General features: G+C 66.6%; 22 protein-coding genes, 3 tRNA genes and 1 pseudogene. 12 read left to right on the top strand and 14 right to left on the bottom strand.

Annotated features, from left to right (window positions below):
- Positions 1–120: 120 nt before the first annotated feature.
- Positions 121–303 (bottom strand): annotated as a pseudogene (locus tag G3N62_RS08700) (RNA chaperone Hfq); the annotation flags it as partial.
- Positions 304–599: 296 nt separating this feature from the next.
- Here G3N62_RS08700 and G3N62_RS08695 point away from each other — a divergent pair.
- Positions 600–881: a PXPV repeat protein gene (locus G3N62_RS08695; protein ID WP_049028857.1), complete on the top strand. Its 282-nt coding sequence runs from the start codon at positions 600–602 to the stop codon at positions 879–881.
- Positions 882–908: 27 nt separating this feature from the next.
- Here the strand turns inward: G3N62_RS08695 and G3N62_RS08690 are convergent, their stop codons facing one another.
- The 4 genes from G3N62_RS08690 to G3N62_RS08675 form a co-directional block, all read right to left on the bottom strand.
- Positions 909–1,826, bottom strand: coding sequence for a DUF1571 domain-containing protein (locus G3N62_RS08690; RefSeq protein ID WP_124669116.1), 918 nt, complete (start codon positions 1,824–1,826; stop codon positions 909–911).
- 29 nt (positions 1,827–1,855) lie between these two features.
- Entirely contained in the window at positions 1,856–3,610 is a 1,755-nt protein-coding gene (locus tag G3N62_RS08685; protein WP_124608008.1) for an AMP-binding protein, read from the bottom strand.
- 157 nt (positions 3,611–3,767) lie between these two features.
- Positions 3,768–4,589, bottom strand: a complete 822-nt coding sequence (locus G3N62_RS08680; protein ID WP_124669115.1) for a TetR/AcrR family transcriptional regulator — start codon at positions 4,587–4,589, stop codon at positions 3,768–3,770.
- A 215-nt stretch (positions 4,590–4,804) separates the two neighbouring features.
- Positions 4,805–6,025, bottom strand: a complete 1,221-nt coding sequence (locus G3N62_RS08675; RefSeq protein WP_049031897.1) for an MFS transporter — start codon at positions 6,023–6,025, stop codon at positions 4,805–4,807.
- Positions 6,026–6,307: 282 nt separating this feature from the next.
- On the opposite strand from G3N62_RS08675, the gene G3N62_RS08670 reads away from it, so the two are divergent.
- The 3 genes from G3N62_RS08670 (at position 6,308) to G3N62_RS08660 (ending at position 9,362) form a co-directional block, all read left to right on the top strand.
- The gene (locus G3N62_RS08670) at positions 6,308–6,850 is read left to right on the top strand and encodes a GNAT family N-acetyltransferase (RefSeq protein WP_124669113.1); all 543 of its coding nucleotides are present in this window, start codon (positions 6,308–6,310) and stop codon (positions 6,848–6,850) included.
- A 130-nt stretch (positions 6,851–6,980) separates the two neighbouring features.
- On the top strand, positions 6,981–7,607 hold the full coding sequence (locus G3N62_RS08665) for a ParB-like protein (RefSeq protein WP_034190110.1): 627 nt from the start codon (positions 6,981–6,983) through the stop codon (positions 7,605–7,607).
- A 24-nt stretch (positions 7,608–7,631) separates the two neighbouring features.
- Positions 7,632–9,362, top strand: coding sequence for a SulP family inorganic anion transporter (locus tag G3N62_RS08660; protein WP_124669111.1), 1,731 nt, complete (start codon positions 7,632–7,634; stop codon positions 9,360–9,362).
- 22 nt (positions 9,363–9,384) lie between these two features.
- Here the strand turns inward: G3N62_RS08660 and G3N62_RS08655 are convergent, their stop codons facing one another.
- The 5 genes from G3N62_RS08655 to G3N62_RS08635 all read right to left on the bottom strand — a co-directional run bounded on the left by G3N62_RS08655 (position 9,385) and on the right by G3N62_RS08635 (position 15,344).
- Positions 9,385–10,320 (bottom strand): carbohydrate kinase, encoded by a 936-nt coding sequence (locus G3N62_RS08655; RefSeq protein ID WP_059557869.1) that lies wholly within the window; start codon positions 10,318–10,320, stop codon positions 9,385–9,387.
- Positions 10,321–10,450: 130 nt separating this feature from the next.
- Positions 10,451–11,395: an ABC transporter substrate-binding protein gene (locus tag G3N62_RS08650; RefSeq protein WP_034190108.1), complete on the bottom strand. Its 945-nt coding sequence runs from the start codon at positions 11,393–11,395 to the stop codon at positions 10,451–10,453.
- An 83-nt stretch (positions 11,396–11,478) separates the two neighbouring features.
- Entirely contained in the window at positions 11,479–12,516 is a 1,038-nt protein-coding gene (locus G3N62_RS08645; RefSeq protein ID WP_034190107.1) for a ribose ABC transporter permease, read from the bottom strand.
- A 40-nt stretch (positions 12,517–12,556) separates the two neighbouring features.
- A complete protein-coding gene (locus G3N62_RS08640; protein WP_034190106.1) occupies positions 12,557–14,110 on the bottom strand; it encodes a sugar ABC transporter ATP-binding protein in 1,554 nt (517 codons plus the stop codon).
- On the bottom strand, positions 14,097–15,344 hold the full coding sequence (locus tag G3N62_RS08635; protein ID WP_034190170.1) for an ROK family protein: 1,248 nt from the start codon (positions 15,342–15,344) through the stop codon (positions 14,097–14,099). Before G3N62_RS08635 ends, G3N62_RS08640 begins: the two co-directional genes overlap by 14 nt.
- A gap of 361 nt (positions 15,345–15,705) precedes the next feature.
- Here G3N62_RS08635 and G3N62_RS08630 point away from each other — a divergent pair, with 361 nt between their 5' ends.
- Complete coding sequence (locus G3N62_RS08630; RefSeq protein ID WP_124669110.1) at positions 15,706–16,209, top strand: Ohr family peroxiredoxin; 504 nt, start codon at positions 15,706–15,708, stop codon at positions 16,207–16,209.
- 219 nt (positions 16,210–16,428) lie between these two features.
- Here the strand turns inward: G3N62_RS08630 and G3N62_RS08625 are convergent.
- A tRNA-Leu gene (locus G3N62_RS08625) sits at positions 16,429–16,515 on the bottom strand.
- Positions 16,516–16,752: 237 nt separating this feature from the next.
- Between G3N62_RS08625 and G3N62_RS08620 the strand changes: the two genes are divergently transcribed.
- A complete protein-coding gene (locus G3N62_RS08620; protein WP_049033213.1) occupies positions 16,753–17,316 on the top strand; it encodes a flavodoxin family protein in 564 nt (187 codons plus the stop codon).
- A gap of 162 nt (positions 17,317–17,478) precedes the next feature.
- Here the strand turns inward: G3N62_RS08620 and G3N62_RS08615 are convergent.
- The 3 genes from G3N62_RS08615 to G3N62_RS08605 form a co-directional block, all read right to left on the bottom strand.
- A tRNA-Leu gene (locus tag G3N62_RS08615) sits at positions 17,479–17,565 on the bottom strand.
- A 110-nt stretch (positions 17,566–17,675) separates the two neighbouring features.
- Entirely contained in the window at positions 17,676–18,665 is a 990-nt protein-coding gene (locus G3N62_RS08610) for an aliphatic sulfonate ABC transporter substrate-binding protein (protein ID WP_049030927.1), read from the bottom strand.
- 187 nt (positions 18,666–18,852) lie between these two features.
- Positions 18,853–18,939, bottom strand: a tRNA-Leu gene (locus tag G3N62_RS08605).
- A 250-nt stretch (positions 18,940–19,189) separates the two neighbouring features.
- Between G3N62_RS08605 and rnr the strand changes: the two genes are divergently transcribed.
- The 6 genes from rnr (at position 19,190) to G3N62_RS08575 (ending at position 26,403) form a co-directional block, all read left to right on the top strand.
- The gene (gene rnr / locus G3N62_RS08600; protein WP_034187001.1) at positions 19,190–21,667 is read left to right on the top strand and encodes a ribonuclease R; all 2,478 of its coding nucleotides are present in this window, start codon (positions 19,190–19,192) and stop codon (positions 21,665–21,667) included.
- Positions 21,668–21,815: 148 nt separating this feature from the next.
- A complete protein-coding gene (gene rlmB / locus G3N62_RS08595) occupies positions 21,816–22,559 on the top strand; it encodes a 23S rRNA (guanosine(2251)-2'-O)-methyltransferase RlmB (RefSeq protein ID WP_034187000.1) in 744 nt (247 codons plus the stop codon).
- A 99-nt stretch (positions 22,560–22,658) separates the two neighbouring features.
- Complete coding sequence (locus G3N62_RS08590; RefSeq protein WP_034186999.1) at positions 22,659–23,531, top strand: N-acetylmuramoyl-L-alanine amidase; 873 nt, start codon at positions 22,659–22,661, stop codon at positions 23,529–23,531.
- Between the two features lie 91 nt (positions 23,532–23,622).
- Positions 23,623–24,318 carry a ribose-5-phosphate isomerase RpiA gene (gene rpiA, locus G3N62_RS08585; protein WP_034186998.1) on the top strand — a complete coding sequence of 232 codons (696 nt, stop codon included), beginning with the start codon at positions 23,623–23,625 and terminating at the stop codon, positions 24,316–24,318.
- Between the two features lie 280 nt (positions 24,319–24,598).
- Entirely contained in the window at positions 24,599–25,315 is a 717-nt protein-coding gene (locus tag G3N62_RS08580; protein ID WP_034186997.1) for a FadR/GntR family transcriptional regulator, read from the top strand.
- Between the two features lie 101 nt (positions 25,316–25,416).
- Positions 25,417–26,403, top strand: coding sequence for a Gfo/Idh/MocA family oxidoreductase (locus tag G3N62_RS08575; protein ID WP_124669109.1), 987 nt, complete (start codon positions 25,417–25,419; stop codon positions 26,401–26,403).
- Positions 26,404–26,446 lie beyond the last annotated feature (43 nt).

Raw genomic sequence — 26,446 nt, 5'->3', positions numbered from 1 at the left:
TGATGGGGGATCTGCCAACCGCGTATCGAGGCGGGGCAGGTTCCGATATCAGGAATGCTCGCGCACGTGACGGCCACCACGCACTCGCCCGGACAGCCGGCGCAGGAGCCCGCGCCACGCCGCGCGCTTGTAGATGCCTTGCAGACCCACGGGGGTGCGCAGCATCACCAGGTACTGGTCGAACGACTCGATACACCCCGTCAGACGAATGCCGTTGACGAGATAGATTTCAACGCGCTTACGTTCCTTGCGCGCCGAATTGATGAAGTCGTTTTGCGGATGGGATTCTGCGGGATTGGCCATTGAGGTGCGGCAGGAGCCTGCGTCAGAGAATATGTTGTGCGTGTGTGTGGCGTGTTCGTCCACAAGGTGTTTGGCGGGATTCTACCCTGTTCAATAGGGAAGCGCGCAGTCGTGATTGTGTCGAACCGTAACCCACTATAGACGTTCCAGCGCATTTTCGCGATTCGGCCGAATGGACGAAGCCGTTTCGTTACGTCGCGTTACGACTCTCGCAGCGCCGTATCACCTCGCCGCGTGCGGTGCGCTTACATTGGCCGCGCGAGCCGGGCAGGCCGGCGTTTCAGGGGGGGCAGAACATGAACAAGAGGCAATGGGCCGGGTGGTGCGCGTGCATGGCATTGCTGGCTTCGGGTAGTGCAATGGCACATGTCGACCTGTCGGTCGGCATCGGTGTGCCGGTCGCGCCGGTCTATGTCGAGCCGGCACCGGTCTATGTGGCGCCGCAGCCGGCCGTCGTGGCCTATCCGGGCTACGGATACGGCTACTACGGCGATGAAGACGACGACCGCTACCGGAAGTGGCGCAAGCACTATGACAAGCATTGGCGGAAGCACCACGGCGACGACGATGACGATTGATCTCGATTCCAGCCCCGCCGGCGCGAATCATAACGCGTAGTCGGGGTTTTTCGGGTCGAATGCGCTGTCGTCGAGCGTGGCCGGCGCGATTTTCTCGATGACGATCCGCTCGAAGATCCTGCCGTCGTTGTCATAGGACTCGACGGTCCGGAAATAGGGCGCGTGCAGGTCGAGCCCGAGGACTTCCTTTTTCGCATAGAACTGCGGCCGGCCGGTCGGCGTCTCGTAGGTGAGCGCGACCACGCGCACGCCGCCGATCGATTTTGCCTCGATCTGGGTCGGTCGCTGCACGCCGGCTTCCAGGTACTTCTTCCCTTCGGTCAGGTACAGGTTCGTGATGAACTCGGTGCCGAGATCCTTCACCTGGTGATTCGACTGGGCACGCGCCAGCGCGCCGTCGAGCGACGTCCACAGCGGAATCTTGCCGAGCAGGCCGCCCAGGTGGCCATACATCTCGTCCTTGCGCTGCGTCGTGTCGTAGATGGTTTCCTGTCCCGCGTGCGCGCCGCCCGGCAGCCATTTCGCATAGACGCGCAGCGGCTCGCGGGTGGTCTTCACCAGCATGCGATCGGGCGTGTCGGACCATTTTCCGCTGATGCGCTCCTGGCGCACCATCGTGAACTGGTACGACGGATAGCCGTTCGGACCGTTACGGATATAGAGCGGCACGGCAAGCGGATCGAGCGCCTTGAAGAGCGCGGTGAGCGTCGCGTCGTCGAGCTGCGCGAGCGTGCCGCGCTGCGCGGCCGTGCGCAGCCAGCGTGCCTGTTGCGCGAGCGGCTCGCGCGCGACTTTCGCCAGGTCCGCCGGCAATGCGGCCTCCTGCGCCGCACTCGCGGCATCGGCCGTTTCCTGCGCATGCAGGCCCGCGTGCGCGAGCGACAGCAGGCAGGCGACAGCCGCGGCGGCGGCATGTCGTGCGCAGCGCTTCATTCCTTCGTTCATCGACAGTGCCTCCCGGAGCGATGGATCGTTCAGCCTTGCTTCGCGGCCTTGATTTTGGCGAGCTCCTCGTCGCGCAGCGCGCGGCGCAGGATCTTGCCGACGTTCGTCTGCGGCAGCGCGTCGCGGAACTCGACGAATTTCGGCATCTTGTAGCCGGTCAGGTTCTTGCGGCAGTGCGCGAGCACGTCGTCGACCGTCAGCGACGGGTCGCGGCGCACGACGAACACCTTGATCCGTTCGCCCTGGACTTCGTCCGGAATGCCGATCGCCGCCGCCTCGCTGATGCCCGGATGCATCACGAGCACTTCCTCGATCTCGTTCGGATACACGTTGAAACCCGACACGAGGATCATGTCCTTCTTGCGGTCGATCAGGCGGATGAAGCCGCGTTCGTCCATCACGCCGATGTCGCCGGTGCCGAGCCAGCCGTCGGCGTCGAGCACCTTGGCGGTCTCGTCGGGGCGCTGCCAGTAGCCGCGCATCACCTGCGGGCCGTGCACGCACAGTTCGCCCGGCTCGCCGACGGGCGCCCAGGTGCCGTCCTCGCGGCGAAAGCGCACGGAGGTGGATGGCGCGGGCAGCCCGATCGAGCCGCTGAACGCGGCCATGTCGTTCAGGTCCACGGGGTTCATCGTGACGATCGGCGAGCACTCGGTGAGCCCGTAGCCCTCGACGACCGGCCGGCCCGTCACCTGCTGGAAGCGCTCCGCGACCGCGCGTTGCATCGCCATCCCGCCGGCCATCGCAAGCTTGAGCTTCGAGAAGTCGCGCTTGCGGAATTCCTCGTTGTCGAGGAACGCGTTGTACAGCGTGTTGATGCCGGTGATCCCCGTGAACGTTTCGTTGCGGATGATCTTCATCACCATCTTCATGTCGCGCGGGTTCGCGATCAGGATGTTGCGTCCGCCCAGTCCCATGAAGATGAACGCGTTCACCGTCAGCGAATAGATGTGATACAGCGGCAGCGGCGTGAGCACGGTCTCGACGTCGCCCGACACCTGGTCGGCGATCCACGCCTTCGCCTGCAGCAGGTTCGCGATCAGGTTGCCGTGCGTGAGCATCGCGCCTTTCGCGACCCCGGTCGTGCCGCCCGTGTATTGCAGGAACGCGAGGTCGTCGCGCGTCGTCTGCACGGGCTGCGGCTTGCCGCGCGCGCCGAGCGCGAGGGCGGAGCGCAGCCGGATGGCCTGCGGCAGGTGGTAGGCCGGCACGAGCTTCTTCACGTGCTTCAGCACGAAATTGATCAGGCGTCCTTTCGCATTGAAACCGTCGGCGAGCAGGTCGCCGAGTGCTGTGACGACGATGTGCTTCACCTGCGTTTCAGGCAGCGCGTCCTGCAGCGTGCGTGCGAAGTTCTCGAATACGACGATCGTCTGCGCGCCGCTGTCCTTCAGCTGATGCGCGAGTTCGCGCACGGTGTAGAGCGGATTGACGTTGACGACGATCGCACCGGCCTTCAGCGTGCCGAACAGCGCGACCGGGTACTGGAACGTATTCGGCAGCATGATCGCGACGCGATCGCCCGGCTTCACGCCGAGGCTTTGCAGGTACGACGCGAATGCGTCGACCTTCCGCGCGAGCGTGCGGTAGGTCATCGACGCGCCGGCGCTCACGTATGCGACGCGGTCGGCGAAGCGGGTCGTGCATTCGTCGAAGAACTGCACGAGCGACGCGTATTGCGTGACGTCGATGTCGTGCGGGACGCCGGGCGGATATGACGCGTACCAGATGCCGTCGGTGTTCGGCGGGATCTGGGCCGTCGTGGTTGCTGCGGAAGATGACATGACGTGTCTCCGGTCTTTGCTTTCGGCGAGGGCGGGCGCTTCGGCGCCTGCCCATGCCCCGTGCTTCGCGGTCGATCGGCGCGGGCGCCTCGACGCCCCGCCTGACCGCGCGTATCAATCAAATCGTGAACAGGAAGCCGCGCGTGGCCTCGCGCGCTCAGTTCGCGGAATGCAGCGTCGCCGTGCCGGTGCTCGTCGCGCCCGATTGCGGCAGCCCGAACGCTTCGCTCGCGCCCGCGTCGTCGAGTACCGCGGCGAAGATCGACAACTGCGCGCTGTCGGGCATCGGCGCCTTCAGCGCGGCGACGATCAGCGACGACAGCCGCGCGATCATCTGTACGTCGTTCATCGTGCGGCCTTGCGAGAATTCGTCGATCAGGCTCTCCGTTTCGGCGCCGGCGAGCGCGCCGGACAACGCGCCGATCGCGAAATGCAGCCGCCAGCCGAGCTCGGTGCGCGGCAGGTGCGGCAGCGCGCGCTGGAATGCGTCGAAGAAGCGGCCCGCGACGCTCGCGTAGTGGGCGGTCAGGAAGTTGCGTACGAACGGCGACGGATCGGTATAGGCGCGCCCGATCAGCCGGAGGAACCCGGGCCCGCCGCGTTCCGGGTCGCGCGACGCCTTCAGCGCGGGGATGAACATCGCGCCGAGCACGTGCTCGCAGGTGATGTGCGTGCCGAGCTGCGCATCGAAGCGGTCGAGGATACCGAGGCGTTCCTGGTTGAGCTGGTCGAGCCGGCGCGACAGCATCGCGTGGATCAGCGCCTCCTTGCTGCCGAAGTGGTAGTTGACCGCGGCGAGATTGACCGCCGCGCGCGACGTGATCTGCCGCATCGACATCGCCTCGAAGCCATGCTCGATGAACAGGTCCTCGGCCGCATCGAGGATGCGCGCCTTCGTCCCGCCGGTCTGCCGCGTGCCGGATGACCGTGCCCCGGACGGCCGTCCCGCGGATGGCCGCCCCTCCTGACTTACTGCCATGTTCCGCCTCCCATGCCGGTTTCCCGGCCGCGAACAGGTGATTTGATTATCTGATTCAAACAGTCGTTTTTATTAAGATAAAAAAACGCGGGCACGGCGGGCAAGCGGGGAATCTGGACAAATTCCTCTAGTTCGATGTGCGAATGCGGAAAGTGCGACGCGCGGCCCCGGCCTGGCGGGGCGCGCGCGATGGTGCGATGCGCAAACGTGCGGATTCAGCCGACGGTGCTACGCGTATTGACCGATTGCGTCATGTCGATGCCGCGCCGTTCGCGGCTGAACAGGATCAGCACGGCGATCACGACCGCGACGGTGCCGGCCACGAGCGCAAGCGCGAGGCTGTAGTTGTTGCCGTGCGAAACGGCGAGCGACGCCTGCATCGTCGCGTTGCCGGACGCGAGCAGGTTGCCGAGCTGATAGACGACACCGGGAAAGGTTGCCCGGATTTCGTCGGGCGAGATCTCGTTCAGGTGAACCGGGATCACGCCCCACGCGCCCTGGACCGAGATCTGCATCAGGAACGCACCGGCGGCGAGGGCAACCGGCCCGCTCGAGAATGCCCACAGCGGCAGCACGGGCAGCGCGATCAGTGCGGCGATGAAGATCGCGCGGCGCCGGCCGATCCGCTCCGAGATCGTGCCGAACGACAGGCCGCCGACGATCGCGCCGAGGTTCAGCACGATCGTGATCCACGACACGGTATGCGGATCGAAGTGATGCTGTTCGCGCAGGAAGGTCGGGTAGAGATCCTGCGTGCCGTGCGAGAAGAAGTTGAACGCGGTCATCAGCACGATCGCGTAGACCGTGAGCTTCCAGTTCTGCTTCAGCGTGGCGCCGAGGCTCGGGCGCGGGCGCTTCTCCATCTGTTTCCATGCGGGCGATTCCGGCACGTGCGCCCGGACATACAGCACGAGCAGCGCGGGCAGCACCCCGATCATGAACATGCCGCGCCAGCCGATGTACTGGTAGAACAGGCCGAACACGACGGACGCGAGCAGGTAGCCGCTCGGATAGCCGGCCTGCAACAGCCCCGATACGAAGCCGCGTGCATGGGTCGGCACGGTCTCCATCGTCAGCGCGGAGCCGACACCCCATTCGCCGCCCATCGCGATGCCGAACAGCGCACGCAGCACGAGCAGCGCGGTGAGGCTCGGCGCGAAACCGGACGCGAGCTCGAGCAGCGAATAGCACGCGATGTTGACCATCAGCGTCGGGCGGCGGCCGAAGCGGTCGGCGAGCCGGCCGAAGATCAGCGCGCCGAGCGGGCGCATCGCAAGCGTCAGCGTGAGCGCGAACGCGACGGCGGGGATCGTCGACGCGAATTCCGCGGCGATGTCCTTCAGCACGAAAACCATCAGGAAAAAATCGAACGCATCGAGCGTCCAGCCCAGGTAGGCGGCGATCGTGACGTTGCGTTGTTCGCGGGTCCAGCTCATGTCCGGGGTCTCCTCGTTGGCTTGCGCGCTCGCGATATGCATGCGGATGCCGGCCCGGCATGCGCGCGGCGCGGGAGGCACTGATCGAGTGTAGGCCTCCGCGCCGCGCGATGTGGGGCGCGATAAGTCCGAATCGGGAATAATCCCTACGAAATGAACTGTTTCGGAAATGGCAACGAGGCTGCGCGGGCCAAGCGACAGGCATCTGTATCATTCCGGAAGGCTTTTTGTATCAATTCTGTAATGCGCTCGATGCGCATCGTCACCGAATCAGGAGTCCGGATGAATCAATGTTCCGCCGCCGAATTGCCCGTGCTCGAAACCGACAGGCTGTGGCTGCGTCCGCGCGTGCTGGCCGACCTCAAGGCGTGCGTCGAGATGGATCGCGATCCGGAAGTCACGCGGCACATCGCGGGCCCGTGGCACGACCCCGACGCGCATCGCCGCTTCGTCACGCACCGGATCACGCGCGACTATCCGCCGGGCCTCGGCTACTGGTCGATCTTCGAGAAGGCCGCGCCCGACGCGTTCATCGGCTGGGTCCTGCTGATTCCCGACTACGCGGACGGCGCGCGCGACGTGGAGATCGGCTGGCGGCTCGTGCGTGCGGCCTGGGGGCGCGGCATCGCGAGCGAGGCTGCGCAAGCCCTCGTGCGTCACGCGTTCGACACCGTGCGCCTGCCGCGCGTGATCGCCGATATCGCGGAAGCCAACGGCGGCTCGCTGAACGTCGCGCGCAAGCTCGGGATGCAGCGCGTGAGCGTCGTGCACGACGGCATTCCTTACATTCGTCATCGTCTCGAACGCAACGACCTGCGCGCGTAGCGCCGTGTCGCGCGCAGGCGCGGACGGTTGTCAGGGATTGTCAATCGGAGGCGTATCGAGGTCATGACGGATTAACGGCCCATGCGATCCGGAGTATCGTTGCCGGAATTTCGCAACATGGGGTACGACCATGGCACTCGGCAACGACGTTCATCTCATTCCCGTCCGGCTCGACGCGCTGCGTCCGACGCAGATGACGGTCGGGTATCGCGAGGTCAAGGCGAAGCGCAAGCACTGGAAGGGGCTCGACAAGCGTGCGCGCAAGGCGGCGATCGAATCGCACTGGTTCCCGGCCGTCCTCGGCCCGGACGGGCTGCACTACATCACCGATCACCACCATCTCGGCCTCGCGCTGATCGAGGAGGGCGAGTCGCGCGTGAACGCGATGCTGCTGAAGGATCTGTCGTGGCTCGACGACACGATCTTCTGGCGGATGATGGAGCACAATCAGTGGGTGCATCCGTTCGGCGCGGACGGATCGCGGCGCGACTATGCGCATCTGCCGAAGGCGTTGACGGGGCTCGAGGACGATCCGTACCGCAGCCTCGCGGGCGAACTGCGCACGGCGGGCGGCTATGCGAAGGACGCGACGCCGTTCAGCGAATTCCTGTGGGCCGATTACCTGCGCCAGCACGTGTCGCTCGACCAGATCCGCAAGAATTTTTCGAAGGCGCTCGATATCGCGCTGCATCGCGCGCACGAGCAGGATGCGCGCTACCTGCCCGGCTGGTCGGGCGTCATCGCCGTCAAACCCTGACCGGCGCACGGCGCCGACCGACTCATGACGACCGCCCCGATCCGCCCCGATGCCGGCCCGCAGCATGCGGACCATTTCGCCGCGCTCGATACGGCTTCGCCGCCGCCCAGGCGGCGCATCGGCCTCGATGCGCTGGCCGGCCTGTCGATCGCGGGGCTGCTGATTCCCGAAGCGGTCGCGTATGCGGGGCTGGCCAACCTGCCGCCGCAGGCCGGCCTGATCGCGCTGTTGTCGGGGCTCGTCGTCTATGCGCTCACGGGCAGCAGCCGCTTTGCGATCGTGTCGTCGACGTCGTCGTCGGCCGCGGTGCTCGCGGCAACCGTGCTCGCCGAATCGGGCATGGCGCTGGCCGCGCAACTCGCGCTCGCGGCGGCGCTCGTCGCGATGACGGGCGTGCTGTTCATCCTCGCGGGCGCCGCGCGGCTCGGCGGCATGTCGGATTTCGTCGCGCGGCCCGTGCTGCGCGGCTTCACGTTCGGCCTCGCGCTGACGATCGTTATCAAGCAGTTGCCGAAGATCCTCGCGATCTCCGTGCAGCACAGCGATGCGCCGCACGTCGCGCTCGACCTGATCGCCGGCGCGCCGCACGCGAACCTCGCGAGCATGGTGCTCGGCGCGACCGCGCTGGCGCTGCTGTTCGTGCTCGGGCGCGGCGCGCGCGTGCCCGCGACGCTCGTCGTGATCGTGCTGGCGATCGCGGCAGGTTACGCGATCGACTGGCAACGGTACGGCATCGCGATCGTCGGCCAGATCGACTTCCGGCACCTCGAATTCGGCTTGCCGCGTCTCGACCGCAACGCGTGGATGCAGACGGTCGAACTCGCGTTCGCGCTGATGCTGATCCTGTACGCGGAGTCGTACGGATCGATCCGCAATTTCGCGCTCAAGCATGGCGATACCGTGTCGCCGAACCGCGATCTCGTCGCGCTCGGCTGTGCGAATCTCGTATCGGGCCTGCTGCACGGCATGCCGGTCGGCGCCGGTTATTCGGCGACGTCGGCGAACGAGGCGGCTGGCGCGCAGTCGCGCTTTGCCGGCCTGTGGGCGGCCGGCGTGGTCGCGCTGATCGTCTGGCTGCTGCTGCCACAGCTTGCCCGCACGCCGGAGCCCGTGCTCGCGGCGATCGTGATCTTCGCGGTCAGCCACTCGCTGCATCCGTCCGTCTTCCGGCCGTATTGGGCGTGGCATCGCGACCGGCTCGTCGTGATCGCCGCGTTGCTCGCGGTGCTCGTGCTCGGCGTGCTGCACGGCTTGCTCGCGGCCATCGGCGTGAGCCTGCTGCTGACGCTGCGCAAGCTGTCCGAGCCGAACGTGAGCGTGCTCGGCCGGCTACGCGACAGCCACGATTTCGTCGATGTCGCGAGCCACGCCGATGCGAAACCGGTGCCGGGCGTGCTGATCGTGCGGCCCGAGGCGCAACTGTTCTTCGCGAACGCGGACCGGATGCTCAATCGCGTGCGTGCGCTGATGAAGGCCACGCCGGATACGCATACCGTGATGCTGAGCCTAGAGGAGACGCCGGACGTCGACGGTACGACGATCGAATCGCTGCGCACCTTTGCGGCCGAATGCGCGGCGCGCGGGTTGCGGCTCGCGATCGTGCGGCTCAAGGTGCATGCGCTGCATGCATTGCGCCGCGCGGCGGACGATATGCTTCACGGCGACGCGATGTCGGAGCTGAGCGTCGACGAAAGCCTGCAGCTGTTGCAGGCCGGCATGCCGCCGGACGGCGGCGACGGCGCGACTGCCGCATGACCGCCGGCCGTGTCGGTGCCGTCTATCGCGAAAGCGCGACGTCCGTCGTGCGATCGATCATGTCGGCCACTTCCCCGGCCGTCGGCGCATAGGCGCCTGCGTGCGCACAGGCGACCGCCGCGCATGCGGCCGCGTAGCGCAGATGGTCGGCGGCCGTTGCATCGGGGCGCGCAAGCTGGCTCGCGAGCCAGCCGCCGATGCTCGCATCGCCGCAGCCGACCGTATCGGCGACTTCGGCCGGGAATGCGGGCTGGAACAGCACGGTGTCGCGATGCAGGAGCTGCATGCCCGATGCGCCGCGCGTGACGAGCAGTGTCGCGTCGGGCGACCATGCGCGCAGTTGCGCGAGCGCGGCGGCTTCGTCGAGTTCGGGAAACAGCCCGCGCAGATCCTCGTCGGAAACCTTGATCCAGTCCGCGAGCGCGGACAGCCGGCGCAGCGTGTCGCGATACGACGGCGCGGCCATCGGTGCGCGGAAGTTCGGGTCGAACGAGATCCGCTTGCCGGCCGCACGCGCGGCCTGTGCGACCTCGATCAGGCGCGACGCGAGCGGTTCGCGCACGACGCCGAGCGAGCCGACGTGCACGATCTCGGCCGCGTCGAAGGCGCCGGCGGGCAGGTCCGCCGGATCGAATGCGAGATCGGCGCTGTTCTCGCCGATGAAGAAATAGTGGGGCGGCTGCTTCGACACGACCATCGCGAGCAGCGGTGCGCGGTCGACCTGCCGGATGAAGCGCATGTCGAGTCCGGCGTCGGCGCTCTTGCGCATCAGCTCGTCGCCGAAGGTGTCGCGGCTGACCGTGCCGGCGAAGGCCGTCGGCACGCCGAGTCGCGCGCCGACGCGCGCGACGTTCCAGCATGAGCCGCCGGCGACGCTGTGCCAGTGCTGCGCGTCGTCGCGGATGAAATCGGTCAGCGCTTCGCCGAATACGATCAGGCGGGGGAACGTGGTCGTCATGTCGAAACCTTGTGCCGTGGCGTCGCGCACGGCCGTACGGCGGTTGATCCGAAAGGGCGGGCAGCGCGGGCCGCCGCGCATGGCGACCCGGCCCGGCACTGCCCGGTTGCGCGGGCGGACGGCGGCGCGCTCAGCGCGGCGCGCTCCAGCCCTTGTAGGTCTTCACGTTGTCGCGCGTGATGAGCGTCGGCTCGATCAGGATCATCGGATTGGCCGGCTTCTGGCCGTTCATGATCCCGTAGCCGACGTTGACGGCCTGCTGCGCCATCGCCCACGGGTCCTGGCTCGACGATGCCTGCACGAGCGTGTTGGACTTGAGCGCGACCTCGATGTCGGGTGCGCCGTCGACCGACGTGATCACGATGCCCGGACGGTTCAGCTGCTTCGCGGCGAGGTCGCTGCCGATCGCCTGCGGGTCGTTGATCGTGAACACCGCGTCGAGCTTCGGAAAGCGCGTCAGGTAGCCTTGCATCGCGTTCATCCCGCCTTCGCGCGAGCCCTTGCCGTCCTGGTCGCTCGACAGCAGCTTGATGCCGGCGTTTTTCGCGAGCACGGCCTTGCAGCCGTTGACGCGATCGATCACGGCCGACACCTGCGGGCCGTTCTCGATGATCACGTTCCCCTTGCCGTTGAGCTTCTTCGCGATGTAGTCGCAGGCGAGCTCGCCTGCCTTCACGTTGTTGGTCTGCACGGTCGCGTTCGCGCCGGCTGCCGCGACGTCGACCGCGATGACCGTGATGCCGGCCGCCTGCGCCTTCTTCACCGCCGGCTCGATGGCTTTCGGATCGGTTGCGTTCAGCAGGATCATGTCGACGTGCGCGGAGATGAAGTTGTCGATCTGCGTGAACTGCTTGTTCAGGTCGTAGTCGGCCGACACGGCCGTCACCTTCGCGTTCGGGTTGAGCTGCTTCGCGCGTGCTTCGGCGCCCTTGACGATGGTGACGAAGTACGGGTTGCCGAGCGATCCGACCGTGACGCCGATCGATTTGAGCGGCTTGTCGGCCGCGTGTGCGGCGGAAGCGCCGAAGGCAAGCGCGCAGGCGACGGCGGTCAGGGCGGCGGTGTGCTTGAACATGTCGTGGTGTCTCCGAGAGGTTTGTTGGCGAACGGGCGCAGGCGGACCGGCCTGCGCCGCGAGGTTGAATCGACGGGATGCTGTCAGGTGCGCGCCGAGTCGCGCTGGCGATAGCGGTCGAGCGCGACGGCGCCGATGATCACGAGCCCCTTGATGATGTACTGCCAGATGTCGGACACGCCGAGCAGCACGAGCCCGTTCGTCAGGACGGCGATGATCAGCGCGCCGATCAGCGTGCCGACGATCGAGCCGACGCCGCCGACGAAGCTCGTGCCGCCGAGGATCACCGCGGCGATCGCGTCGAGTTCGTAGGACTGGCCGAGCTGCAGACCGTTGGCCGCATAGAGCCGCGCGGCCGACATCACCGCGCCGAGGCCGGCGAGCAGCCCCGACGCCGCATACACGAACATCTGGATCGCCCGCACGTTGATGCCCGACAGGCGCGCGGCTTCCGGGTTGCCGCCGACTGAATAGATTCGCATCCCGAGCACCGTGCGGCGCAGGATGAACCACGAGATCGCGATCACCGCGCACGCGATCACGACGAGCCACGGCACACCGAGGATCGTGCCGTTGCCGATGAACGCGAACGGCAGCTGCGGGTTGAAGACGGTCGTGTCGTTGCCGATCAGGCGCGCGACGCCGCGCACGGCCGTCATCGCGCCGAGCGTGACGATGAACGGCGGCAGGCGCAGGAACGAGATCAGCCCGCCGTTGATCGCGCCGAACACGAGGCCGACGACGAGTGCGAAAGGCACGCCGAGCCAGCCCCAGCCGGGGATCGTCGACGCGAGCAGCGCGGCGACGGCCGCGGCGGCGAGCACCGAGCCGACCGACAGGTCGATGCCGCCCGTCAGGATCACGAAGGTCATGCCGGCCGCGAGCACGATGTTGATCGACGCCTGCTGCGTGACGATCGACAGGTTCTGCAGCGTGAAGAAGCCGTCGGTCAGGAAGCCGAAGCCGATGCACAGAACCAGCAGCACCGGCAGCATGCCGGCCGTGCGGATCAGCGATTGCATGCGGGCGCGTTGATCGGCGCCGCGCAGCAGCGGCGTACGGTTGGGCACCGGATGGGCCGTCGCGGAAGCGAGGTTCCGCTGCTTGGTCGGATTGATCATGTCGGTAACCTGAAGGTAAGAGTGAAATGAAAGGGCGGGCTCAGTGCGCGTCGGCGAGTTCGGCCTGCGAGCCGGTGGCGAGCGCGATGATCGCTTCCTGCGTGATGGGTGTATGCGTGTGGCCGCCGAGTTCGCCGGCGATCTCGCCCTCGCGCATCACGAGCACGCGGTCCGCGACGCCGATGATTTCCGGCAGCTCGCTCGAGATCACGATCACGCCCACGCCGGCGCGGGCCAGTTCGTTGATGATCCGGTAGATCTCGGATTTCGCGCCGATGTCGACGCCCCGTGTCGGTTCGTCGAGGATCAGCACGCGCGGCTTCGTCTCGAGCAGCCGCGACAGCAGCACCTTCTGCTGGTTGCCGCCCGACAGCGCGCCAACGTTGACGTTCGCGTGCGGGACACGGATCGACAACGACGCGATCGCGTCGCGTGCGCGTTCGGCGCCGCGTGCGAGGTCGAGCGCGCCGAGCCGTGCGTCGCGGTTGCACACCGAAATGTTGATGTTGTCGCGCACGCTCATGTCGAGGAACAGGCCCTGGCGCTTGCGGTCCTCGGTCAGGTAGACGAGGCCCGCGTCGATCGCGTCGCGCGGCGAGTGCGCGCCGAACGTGCGTTCGCCCAGCTTCACGTCGCCGCGCACGCGTGGTTCGGCGCCGAAGATCAGCCGCGCGAGCTCGGTGCGGCCCGCGCCGACGAGGCCCGCGATGCCGAGCACTTCGCCGGCGTGCAGGTCGAGGCTGCAGCCGCGCACGCGCGTGTCGTCGGCGATGTCGCGGACCGACAGCAGCAGGTGGCCGGGGTCGTACGGCGCATGTTCCTTCTTGTAGAAGCCGGAGATGTCGCGGCCGACCATCATCGCGACGAGTCGCTCGGCCGACAGCGATGCGCGTTCGAGCGTGCCGACGTATGCGCCGTCGCGCAGCACCGACACGCGATCGGACAGTTCGTAGATCTCCGCCATCCGGTGGCTGATGTAGATGATCGCGAGGCCTTCCTCGCGCAACTGGCGGATCAGGCTGAACAGGTGTTCCGTTTCGCGCGACGACAGCGGCGTCGTCGGCTCGTCCATCACGAGGATGCGGGCACGCGTATGCACCGCGCGCGCGATTTCGACGAGCTGCTGTTCGGCGATCGACAGCGTGTCGACGAGCGTGTCGGGGCCGAACGGCGCACCCAGGCGCGCGAGCACGTCCTGGCAGCCGCGCGCCATCGCCGCGCGGTCGATCGTGCCCCAGCGCCGGTTGCCGCGCCGCAGTTCGCGGCCGATGTAGATGTTTTCCGCGACGGTCAGGTTCGGCGACAGGCACAGCTCCTGGTAGATCACCGCGACACCCGCATCGCGTGCGGCGAGCGGTCCGTCGATCTCGATGCGTTCTCCGTCGATCAGGATTTCGCCGCCGGCGTCGGCGCGGTATGCGCCGGACAGGATCTTCATCAGCGTCGATTTGCCCGCGCCGTTCTCGCCCATCAGCGAGTGGATCTCGCCGGGATAGACGGTCAGGCTGACCTTGTCGAGCGCGCGTACGGCCGGGAACGTCTTGCTGATCCCGCGCATCTCGAGCAACGGACGGGGCGACTCAGAACGCGACATGGTGGACCTCCTGCGAGTCGGTGCGGGCGCCCTTGAGGATGCCGGCCCGCGGGGAGAAGTTGAAGAACATCGGCAGCGTGGCGGCGCCGATCGCGCCGGCGTCCGCGCCGAACGTGCCGCGCACGAGCGTCGGCGTGCCGCGTGCTTCGGGGGCGGTCGCGACCAGCGCCGAGCGCAGGCGCGTCGTGACTGCGTCGAGCAGGCCCGCGTCGGTGTCGGCGTCGAGTACGACGACCGGCGCGTCGACCACGCACAGCACCGCGCGCAACGCCGGTGCGAGCGCGTCGACGCAGTCGTCGATCCACTCGTCGACGGCCGGCAGGCCGCGGGCGATGCACGCTTCGAGATCGGCGCGGTTCTCGACCGTCTCGCCGTGATGGCGCAGGTGACGCACGAGCGCGTGCAGCGACGCGCGCGCGAGCAGGATGTCCCACGCGCCGCGCGGCGGCGGTGCGGAGGCGAGCCGGCTCGGCAGTACCGGAATCACGGCGATGTCGCCTGCATTGCCGGTCACGCCGCGCAGACAGTCGCCGTCGATCGCGATGCCGCCGCCGATCGCCGGCCCGATGAACAGGTAGACGAAGTCGTCGCACTGCCGGCCGTAGCCGTAGAACAGCTCGGCGATCGCGGCCGCGTTGCCGTCGTTTTCGCCGAACACGGGCAGCGCCAGCATGCGGCCGAGGTCGGCCGCGAAATCGACGTCTTCCCACGCACGGAACGTGTCGGGCGCGAGGCCGAGCTCGCGCATCCACGCGCCGAGGTTGTAGGGTTGCGCGACGCCGACGCCGGTCAGGCGCGCGCGTTCATGGTCGGGGAGCAGGGCCTGCATCGCGTCGATGTCGCGACGCACGATCTCGAGCACGTCGGCGGGGGGCGGCAGCAGCGTGTCGTGCGAGCGGCGGCCGAGCACGTCGCCGGCGAAGTTGACCAGCGCGGTCTCGATACGCATCCGGTCCAGATGGACGCCGATGCCGAACGCGCCGCGCGGGTCGAGACGGATCAACGAGGCCGGCTGGCCGCGCTGGCCCTCGGTGCGGCCCGCGAATTCGATCAGCTTTGAGTCGGCGAGCGATTCGATGATGCTGCCGACCGCCGTGCCCGTCATGTTCGCGAGACGGGCGAGGTCGGCCTTCGACGCGCTGCCCACGCGGCGCAGCGTCTTCAGCAGCAGGCGCTCGTTGTAACGGCGCACGTTGGCCGAGTTGCTTCCCTGGCCGATGTGCGGGCTTCTCATGGCGTCTCCTTCCATGTTGCACCGTGTGGCGGTGCATTAAATAAATCACGTTGATTTATTTAACCGCGTGCGCGCCGACATGTCAGCCTAGGGAAATCCCGGTCGGGTGGTGGGGTGGGAGCGCTTCGTGTCGGCGCGGGGAATCGGGGATGGATCGTGAATGCCCTCAAATCGGGAAATTTGGAATTCGTCTGATGGACCGGGACGCGGCTGCACGTCACGATTGCTCGCGGGATGGCGGGTCGCCGCAATCCGCGCGAGGCGAAGCCCGACGGTGCCTGCTGGCACGGTCCGGTATCGTTCATTGGACATCCGGCACGGCGCGATCGGGAGGGCGCCGTGCCTTTTCCGGGAGAAACCCATGCAACCTGCGGCGCGGCCTTCGGTGTCGCTGCTTGATCCTTATTCCGGCAGCGAGCCGCTGCCGCTTTACACGACGACGGTGGTCGTGACCGGCGGCGAGGCGGCGCACGGCCGATCGTCCGGGCACGCACGCGCGGCAACCGGCGAACTCGATCTGTCGTTGCGTTTGCCGGTGGAGTTGGGCGGTGTGGGTGGCGGGACGAATCCGGAGCAGTTGTTTGCCGCTGGGTTTGCCGCATGTTTTCACGGCGCGCTGACGCTGGTCGCGATGAAGCGCAGGGTTCGCTTGCCGGCGGACCTCGCCGTCTCGGCCCGCGTGACGTTTCAGCGCGATCCGTCGGACGGCTTGTTCGAACTGGAACTGGATGTCGAGGTCGGCATGCCGGGCGTCGATCCCGATGACGCGCGTGCGCTGGTCGCGGAAACCGAAGCGATATGTCCGTATGCGAAGATGGCGAGAGGCGGCATCCGGCACGCGGTGCGTGTGATCGGGGCGAGGTAAGTCGCGATTCCGGAGCTTGGAATGAAAAAAGGCCGGCTGGAAGCCGACCTTTTTTATAAATCAAGTGGTGCCCAGGAGAGGACTCGGTCACACGGGCGCGACCCCGGCTGCGCTTGCAAGCGCAGCCCTTCGAGTCCTCGCGCAAAGCGCGCAGGCGCTTTGCTTCCTGGGCTGAAAATGAAAAAGGCCGGCTAGAAGCCGACCTTTTTATAAATCAAGTGGTGCCCAGGAGAGGACTCGAACCTCCACGATGTTGCCACCGCTAGGACCTGAACCTAGTGCGTCTACCAATTCCGCCACCTGGGCACGTTTCGCTTTTTGTTGCGAAGCGAAGACCGCAATTATAGCGTGGCCGGAATCGTTGTCAACAGTTTCCTGCAAAGTATCTTCATTGGCACGATCCGGCAGCGCGTGACGATGGCTCGCACGTTGTTTCGTCCACGGAAGAGGGGGCAACCATACACATGAACCAAGAGGCCCGAGCCGGCATTTTATGTTACTGTCTCGGTAACGTTTTTTGTCCCTGCCAACAAGGAGTGCTTCATGTCTGAAATCGCAGTCGTTTTTCATAGCGGTTATGGCCACGCGGCCGTCATTGCGGACGCGGTCGCGCGCGGTGTCGAGAAAGTCGACGGTGCATCGGTCAAGCTGATTCCGGTCGATACGATCGATGAACACTGGGCGTATCTGGAGCGTGATGCCGATGCGATCATCTTCGGTTCGCCGACTTACATGGGCAGCGCATCCGCCCAGTTCAAGGGCTTCATGGATGCGTCGTCGAAGTATTGGGGAAAGTGGCGGGACAAGCTGGCGGCCGGGTTCACGGTGTCGGCTTCGCAAAGCGGCGACAAGCTGTCGACGTTGCAGCAGCTCGCCGTGTTTGCGGCCCAGCATCAGATGCTGTGGGTCAGCCTCGGCCTGATGCCCGGCAACAATAGCAGCACGGGGTCCGTCAACGATCTGAACCGGCTCGGCTCGTTTCTCGGCGCGATGGCGCAGGCGAATGCGGACCAGAGCGGCGACGCGATTCTCGAAAGTGACCGCAAGACGGCTGAAGTGCTGGGCGAGCGCGTTGCGATTGCGGCGAAGCGCTGGAGCGGTGCCTGATCTGCGTCGAATGCCCGAGATTGCCACGCGGCCGGTGTGCGTGACGCCGGCTGCGCTTGCAAGCGCAGCCCTTCGAGTCCTCGCGCAAAGCGCACAGGCGCTTTGCTTCCCGGGCTGAAAATGAAAAAGGCCGGCTAGAAGCCGACCTTTTTATAAATCAAGTGGTGCCCAGGAGAGGACTCGAACCTCCACGATGTTGCCACCGCTAGGACCTGAACCTAGTGCGTCTACCAATTCCGCCACCTGGGCACGTTTCGCTTGCTGCAGTGCGAAGACCGCTATTCTAGCGTGTGGCTGAAGTCTGTCAACAGAATTTCATCCGAAGTGATAAAAATATTGGCCGCTTGCGCGGCAGGGCTTCACGCGCCGACCGGCTCCGCACGCTTTGCCGCGAAATTCCAGCGCAGCGCCTGTCCCGTATCGACGCGGGCGGGCAGCAGTCCCGCCGCGAGGAAGGTGTCGGCGATCTTCTGTTGTTCGCTGAAGTTTTGCGCGACCACGGTGCGGACGAGATAGCTGCGCCGCGCGTTTGCGCGCGCGATCGTTGCCGCGTCGAGCCCCCAGATCGGCGCGAGTGTGTTCGCGGCGTCCTGCGGGTGGTCACGCAGCCACGTGCCGGCCTGCGACAGCTGGTCGAACAGGACCTGGACGACGTCGGGTCGAGCGGTCGCGAAACTGCTCGAGGCAAGGTAGTAGCGCTGGTACGATGCGAGCCCCTCGCCGTCGGCGAGAATCCGCACGTCGGGATTCCGGTCGACCGATGCGACATAGGGATCCCACGTGATCCATGCATCCACGCTGCCACGCTCGAACGCCGCGCGCCCATCCGCAGGCGTCAGGTAGTGGATCGCTGTATCGGCGGGCGCGAGCTTCGCGCGTGCGAGCGCCGCGAGCAGCAGGTAGTGGCTGCCGGCCGCCTTCGTGACCGCGATGCGTTTGCCCTTGAGATCGGCGAGCGTGTGCAGCGCGCTGTCCTGCTTCACGACGATCGCCTGCGCTTTCGGCGAAGGTGCTTCCTGCGCGACGTACACGAAACGCGCATGGGCTGCCTGCGCGAAGACCGGAACCGTGTCGGCCACGTCGGCGCTGAAATCGACGGCGCCGACGTTGAGCGCTTCGGTCAGCGGCAATCCGCTCGCGAATTCATGCCACGACACGCGCAGGCCGAGCGGTGTCAGCGCCTGCTCGAGCGTGCCGCGTGTCTTCAGTAACGTGATGAGCGTCGAAGATTTCTGGTAGCCGATGCGCAGCGTCGCGGGCGTGTTCTCGGCGCGGGCCCTGACGCCCGCGACAGTGAGGCCGGCGGCCAGCATCGCGCGCGCGAATGCGCGGCGGTTCATCGACGTCATGAGTCGTGCTCCTCGTTGGATGCATTGAAAGCAAGGCGGCTAACGTAGCAACGGGGAGGGCGATTGATAAGCGATAAATTCTGCTATCGATCGGAATGGCCGACATAAGGGCCGACGGCAGTCGCCGCGATGCGGGTGCCGAAATGAAAAAAGGCCGGCTAGAAGCCGACCTTTTTTATAAATCAAGTGGTGCCCAGGAGAGGACTCGAACCTCCACGATGTTGCCACCGCTAGGACCTGAACCTAGTGCGTCTACCAATTCCGCCACCTGGGCACGTTTTGCAGTGAGCTGCTTGCTGCAAAGAAACAAAATTATAGCGCCCCAATTATTCGTGTCAACACTTTTTTGCGATGCATCGCAAACCGGCTGCTGTCGCGCCCGCTCGCGGCATTCCCGTCATTTGGCGACTCAGGCGGGTGATAGAATGACCCGCCGCCGTCAATATAGAACTGTCTGACGGACACCTCTATGTTGATGCCGTGCACCATCAGTCAACGCAACGAGAACAATCATCGACAAACCCTTGAGCAAATATCCGTACCCCATTCCGAGCCGTGAAGAAATTCTCGGCGTGCTGCGTACGAGCGACGCGCCGCTGGCTGCCAACGACATCGCCGAGGCCCTGTCGATCAAGCGTCAGGAGCGCGAGGGGTTCTTCCGGCGTGTCGCCGCGATGGAGCGCGACGGCCAGATCCGCCTCGACAAGCGCGGCCATTACCAGTTGACCCATCCGTCGAACTTCGTCGCCGGGCGCGTGCAGGGGCATCGCGACGGCTACGGGTTCGTGATCCGCGACGACGGCCAGGACGATCTGTTCCTGCCGAACGGCGAAATGCAGAAGGTGATGCACAACGACCGCGTGCTCGCGCGGATCGTCGGCTACGATCGCCGCGGCCGCCCGGAAGGGCATGTCGTCGAAGTCACCGAACGCGCGAACAAGCGCGTGATCGGCCGCCTGCTCAACGAGAACGGTGCGCTGATCGTCGCGCCGGAAGACAAGCGCATCGGCCACGACATCCTGATCACGCAGAACGTGAAGAAGGCGAAGGTCGGGCAGGTCGTCGTCGTCGAGCTGACCGATTTCCCGAGCCGTCATTCGCAGCCGCTCGGCCGTGTCGTCGAAGTGCTCGGCGACATCGACGATCCGGGCATGGAAATCGAAATCGCGGTGCGCAAGTACGGCGTGCCGCACGAATTCAGCCAGCCGGCGCTCGACGAAGCCGCCGCGTTGCCGGACAAGGTCCGGCCGGGCGACCTGCGTTTCCGCGTCGATCTGCGCGACGTGCCGCTCGTGACGATCGACGGCGAGGACGCCCGCGACTTCGACGACGCCGTGTACTGCGAGCCGGTCAAGGTCGGCCGTGGCGACGGCTTCCGGCTGATCGTCGCGATCGCCGACGTGTCGCACTACGTCCAGCCGGGCACGGGCCTCGACGCCGATGCGCTCGAACGCAGCACCTCGGTCTATTTCCCGCGCCGCGTGATCCCGATGCTGCCGGAGAAGCTGTCGAACGGCCTGTGCTCGCTGAATCCGCACGTCGACCGCTGCGTGCTCGCGTGCGACATGGTGATCACCGCGCGCGGCGAGATCAAGGCCTACCAGTTCTATCCGGCCGTGATCCATTCGGCTGCACGCCTCACGTACACCGAGGTCGCGGCCGTGCTGTCGAACACGAAGGGGCCGGAGGCCGCGCGCCGCGCCGACCTGTTGCCGCACCTGCAGGATCTGTACGGCGTCTACAAGTCGCTGTTCGCCGCACGCCAGAAACGCGGTGCGATCGACTTCGACACAACCGAGACCTACATCGTCTGCAACTCGCAGGGCAAGATCGAGCAGATCGTGCCGCGCCAGCGCAACGACGCACACAAGTTGATCGAGGAATGCATGCTGGCCGCGAACGTCTGTGCGGCCGACTTCCTGAAGCGCAACAAGCATCCGGGCCTGTACCGCGTGCACGCGGGGCCGACGCCGGAGAAGCTCGAGAACCTGCGTGCCTTCCTGCGCGGCATGGGCCTGTCGCTCGGTGGCGGCGACAAGCCGCATGCGAGCGACTACGCGGCGCTGATGGCGCAGATCCGCGACCGGCCCGATGCGCAGATGCTGCAGCCGATGCTGCTGCGCTCGATGCAACAGGCCGTCTACAGCCCGGACAACATCGGCCACTTCGGCCTCGCCTACGACGCGTACGCGCACTTCACGAGCCCGATCCGCCGTTATCCGGACTTGCTCACGCACCGTGCGATCTACGCGATCCTGTCGGGCAAGAAGTACGTGCCGAAGGCGCCGGACGGCTTCGAGCTGAACACCGCGCTGTCGCCGCGCGCGCGCGCCATGCAGCAGGCCGACGACGAATCGCGCGGCCGCTCGCGCTCGAACACGGCGATCTGGGAAGAACTCGGCCTGCACTGCTCGGCGAACGAACGTCGTGCGGACGAAGCGTCGCGCGACGTCGAGGCATGGCTCAAGTGCTACTTCATGCGCGACAAGCTCGGCGAGGAGTACGGCGGGATGGTGAACGGCGTCACGTCGTTCGGCATCTTCGTGCAGCTCGACACGCTGTTCATCGAAGGGCTCGTGCACGTCACGGAACTCGGCTCGGACTACTTCCAGTACGACGAGATCAAGAACGAGCTGCGCGGCGAGCGGACGGGCATCCGCTATCGCCTGTCGGATCGCGTGCGCGTCCAGGTGAGCCGCGTCGATCTCGACGCGCGCAAGATCGACTTCCGCCTCGTGCGCGATACGCCGGTGAAGGCGCCGCGTCCGTCGCCTGCGCCGGCTGCCGCCGGTGCCGATCGCAACGGCAACGGTCCGCGCGTGCGCGCGCTGCCGCCGTCGGAAGAGTCGGCGCCGCGTCGCAAGCAGGCCGCGAGCGCGCCGAGCGTCGCGGTGAAGGACGCGCGCGCCGCGCGTGCCGCCGCGAAGAAGAAGGGCGGTGGCGGGAGCGGTGCGCCCGCGAAGCCGACCGCGAAGAAGACTCGCGCCCGCAAGAAGTATTGAGCGTTCGGGGCGTCGCAAGCGCACGCTCCGCAGTATCGAGAGACGCCGCGTCACCGGTCATCGGCCGGCAACGCGGCGCTTTCCTTTTCCATGGATCGCGGCTGCGCGTGTCGCGCGGCCGCACGTTTGATCGAAGGTTGTTCCAGTCATGTCACGTCTGAAGGTTCTTTACGGTTTTCATGCGGTGACCGCACGTTTGCGGCACGATGCATCGACGGTTGCGGAGGTGCTGTACGACCAGACGCGCCGCGACCGCCGCATGCAGGACTTCCTGCACGCCGCGAAGGAAGCGGGCGTGCGATTGATTGCAGCCGACGAAACGCGCCTGTGGGGCCTCGCGCACACCGAGCGCCACCAGGGCGTTGTCGCGCGGGTCGAGGACATGCCGCTTGCGCAGAACCTGTCGGAGTTGCTCGACGGCATCCAGGGTCCCGCGCTGCTGCTCGTGCTCGACGGCGTCACCGATCCGCACAACCTCGGCGCGTGCCTGCGTGTCGCCGATTCGGCCGGCGCGCATGCGGTGATCGCCCCGCGCGACCGCGCAGTCGGCCTGAACGCGACGGCGGCCAAGGTGGCGAGCGGCGCGGCCGACACGGTGCCGTACATCACGGTGACGAACCTCGCCCGCGCGCTGCGCGAGCTGAAGGAAGCCGGCGTGTGGATCATCGGCACGTCGGACGAGGCGCCGGCGACGCTCTACGAGACCAAGCTCGACGGCCCCGTCGCGCTCGTGATGGGCGCCGAAGGCGAAGGCATGCGCCGGCTTACGCGCGACACCTGCGACGAAGTGATGAGCATCCCGATGGCCGGCAGCGTGGAAAGCCTGAACGTGTCGGTCGCGAGCGGCGTGTGCCTGTACGAGGCCGTGCGCCAGCGGCGCGCGAAGGGCTGACGCCCGCCCGTCCCGCGCGAGCCGCGCGGGGCTTCGAATGACCCGAACGACGCGTGCCGTGATGGGGTGCGGCACGCGGCTCTCCGGAACCCGCGACCGATGACCCTGCTCCGTGTTGGCGCCTCCTGCGCCGTGCTGTGCCTGCTGGCGGCCTGCACGTCGCCGTCGCTCGTCGAACGCGGGACCTACTACGCCGACACGAGCCTGCATGCGCGCGGCGCCGATTCGCGGGTTCGCTTTCTCGTGATGCACTACACCGAAAGCGACGAGGCGAAGTCGTTGCGCACGCTGACGGGCGATTCGGTCAGCGTGCATTACGTCGTCCCGCCGCAGCCGCGCATCGAGCGCGGGATGCCCGTCGTCTATCAGCTCGTGCCGGAAGCGCAGCGCGCCTGGCACGCGGGCGTGAGTGAATGGCAAGGCACGACCGAGCTGAACGCGGTGTCGATCGGCATCGAGAACGTGAACCGCGGCCCGCTCGATCCGCAGAATCGCACCTGGCAGCCGTATCCCCCCGAGCAGGTCGTCGCATTGATCGACCTGTCGAAGGACATCGTCGCGCGCTACGGCATTCCACCGACACGCGTGGTCGGGCACAGCGACATCGCGCCGCAACGCAAGATCGATCCGGGGCCGCTGTTCCCGTGGCATGCGCTGGCGCAGGCCGGTGTCGGCGCGTGGCCGGACGAGGCGACCGTGGCCGCGCGGCTCGGCGGCCGCGACCCGCGCGCGCCGGTCGACGTGCGTGAACTGCAGCTCAAGCTCGCACGCTACGGCTACGACGTGCCGACCGACGGAATGCTCGATGTGCGCACGCGGCGCGTGTTCGCCGCGTTCCAGATGCATTTCCGCCCGTCCGACTATGCGGGCAATCCGGACGCCGAAACCGACGCGATCGCACAGGCGTTGCTCGACAAGTACTTCCCCGGCACGCAGCCGGCGGATAATGCCCCCGCGTCCGGCGCACCGTGAACACGCGGCGCGTCGCACGCCGAAAAACACGGGCCGTCCCCCGACTCCGGTAAACTGGCGGTTTTTCGCAATCCCGCAGCATTACCACGCCATGACTCAAGACGAACTCAAACGCCTCGTCGGCCAGGCCGCCGCCGACTACGTGATCCAGAACGTGCCGGAAGGCGCCGTGATCGGTGTCGGCACCGGCTCGACCGCCAACTGCTTCATCGACGCGCTCGCCGTTGTCAAGTCGCGCTATCGCGGCGCCGTATCGAGCTCGGTCGCGACGACCGAGCGCCTGAAAGCGCACGGCATCAAGGTGTTCGACCTGAACGAGGTCGACTCGCTGCAGGTGTACGTCGACGGCGCCGACGAGATCGACGCGAGCGGCGCGATGATCAAGGGCGGTGGCGGCGCGCTGACGCGCGAGAAGATCGTCGCGTCGGTGGCCGACACGTTCGTCTGCATCGCGGACGGCAGCAAGCGCGTGCCGGTGCTCGGCGCGTTCCCGCTCCCGATCGAGGTCGTGCCGATGGCGCGCACGGCGATCGGCCGGCGCGTCGCCGCGCTCGGCGGCGTGCCCGTGCTGCGCGTGACGAAGGACGGCGCACCGTACATCACCGACAACGGCAACGAGATCATCGACGTGAAGGGGCTGCAGATCGCCGATCCGCGCGGTTTCGAAGCGCAGGTGAATGCATGGCCGGGCGTCGTGACGGTCGGCCTGTTCGCCGGGCGCGGCGCGAATCTGTGCTTGCTTGGCACGGAAAACGGCGTCGAAACGATCGTTTATCCGGCTGGCTGAACCTGAATGAGAAGCAGTCCGTAACGGCGTTGTCGATCATTAATGGACTGAAGGTTTAAATCTTGTGGAAATCGGGGCCCGGCAAGCGCAGCGCGCTTCCCGGGCTTTTTTTTTAGCCGTATAAATCACCTCGTCAAAAAAGAGGGATAACCCTGTCAGGTGTTTACCAGATAGCGGAATATCGTCGAACTCATCAACTTATAGATCATAAGAACAGTGGTAACCAGGGCCGGCGGAACTGCGGAGCAGGTGTTCGCAAATCGACGCACGGGGAGGTGTCATGGAGCAGGGCAAAGACCGGTCACTGGTCGCCAAAGTGATGGATGGGCTTGTCTCGGGTATCGTCGAGGACAAGTATGGCGGCATCTTGCCGCCGCAAGACGTGCTGTCGAAAGAGTTCGATGTGAGTCGTACGGTGATGCGGGAAGCATTGTCGATGTTGCTTGCGCGCGACATGCTCGACGTGCGCCCGAAAGTCGGCACGCGTGTGCGCCCGATGCGCGACTGGCGCATGATCGACGAAGACGTCGTGAGCTGGCGATTTCGGGCGAAACCCGACCCGCAATTCATGCGCGACGTCATCGAGTTTCGGATGCTGATCGAGCCACGTGCGACCGCGCAGGCGGCGGTGCGTGCGACGGCGACCGACATCGCGGGCATTCGCGAAGCGTTCGATGCGTTCAAGGTGCTGCAGCCGGGGGATTCCGGCTACGACACGGCGGACGAGTTGCTGCATACGCGGATCGTCCAGGCCAGCGGCAACCAGTTCTTCCAGCAGATGGCGGCGATCGTGCGCGGTGCGGTGCGCCTCGTGAACCCGCGCGTCGTGCAGAAGGAAGGGGCACACGAGATCGCGGTGAAGGCGCATGCGCGCGTCGTCGATGCGATCGAGCGGCGCGACCCGCGCGAAGCCGAGGCGGCGTCGCTCGCGCTGATCGATTTCAGCGCCGACGAAATTTCGCGCGATTTCTCGGTCGACGTGCCCGTGCGCGCCTGACGTTGCGCGTGTCGCTCATCCGTGTGCCGCCGGGCCGTTTATCATGACGGCCGGCCGGCAGCGTGCCGGCTACCGTCATACGACCGACACGGAAGATCAGGATGAACGACAACGACCATCGCCCGGTGCGCTTCGGCATCGTCGGCGTGGGCAGCATTGCGCGCCGCTTCGCGCAAAGCCTCGGGCACGTGCCGGGTGCCACGCTCGCCGGTGCCTGGGCTCGCCGCGCCGACGCCGCGGCCGCCTTTTGCGGGACTTGCGGCGGTACGCCTGCCGCGAGCCTCGACGCGCTCCTCGCGAGCGATATCGACGCGGTCTACATCGCGACGCTCCATGACAGTCATGCGCAGTACGCGCTGGCCGCGCTGGCCGCCGGCAAGGCCGTGCTGTGCGAAAAGCCCGCGACGCTGAACGCGGCGCAACTCGATACCGTGCTGCAGGCGGCAAGCGAGGCCGGGCGGCTGTTCATGGAAGCGATGAAGCCGCCGTTCTTTCCGCTGTACCGTCAATTGCGTGCGCATCTGCGCAACGACCCGATCGGCGAGATCCGGCTCGTCCGGGCAGGATGCGCATCGTCGTCGGTGCCGGACGACCACTCCGTCTACCGCCTCGATCGCGCGGGCGGTGCGCTGCTCGATATCGGGATCTACGAGGCGTTTCTCGCGGTCGACTGGCTCGGGGCGGCGCTCGACGTGCAGACGCTCGGCCGCGTCGGCGCGACGGGCGTCGACCTGTTCGCGAGCCTGAACAGCGTGCATGCGAACGGCGGGATCGCCCAGCTCTTTTGCGGACTCGACGTGATGGGGCGCGGCGACGCGCTGATCGCCGCGGCCGGCGGCCACGTGACGATTCACGAGAAGTGGTGGAACCCGGCGCGCGCGACGATTTGCTATGCGGACGGGCGTACCGTCGAACTCGACGCGCCGGCCGAGGGCGGCGGGTTGAACTACGAGACCGCGCATTTCTGCGACCTGCTGCGCGCGGGCGAAACGGAAAGCCCGATCATGACGCACGACCATTCGCGGCGGATGATCGCGATGACCGATGCGGCGCGCGCCGCGCTCGGCGTGCGCTATTTGGGCGAGTAGGCGGGAAGACGGGGGTACGCCGGGCGCGCATGCGGAGCCCGGC

Source organism: Burkholderia sp. Tr-20355, assembly GCF_017104685.1.
Classification (GTDB): domain Bacteria; phylum Pseudomonadota; class Gammaproteobacteria; order Burkholderiales; family Burkholderiaceae; genus Burkholderia; species Burkholderia seminalis.
Note: the sequence above shows the minus strand (reverse complement) of the source record. Positions and strands in the feature narration are given on the sequence as shown.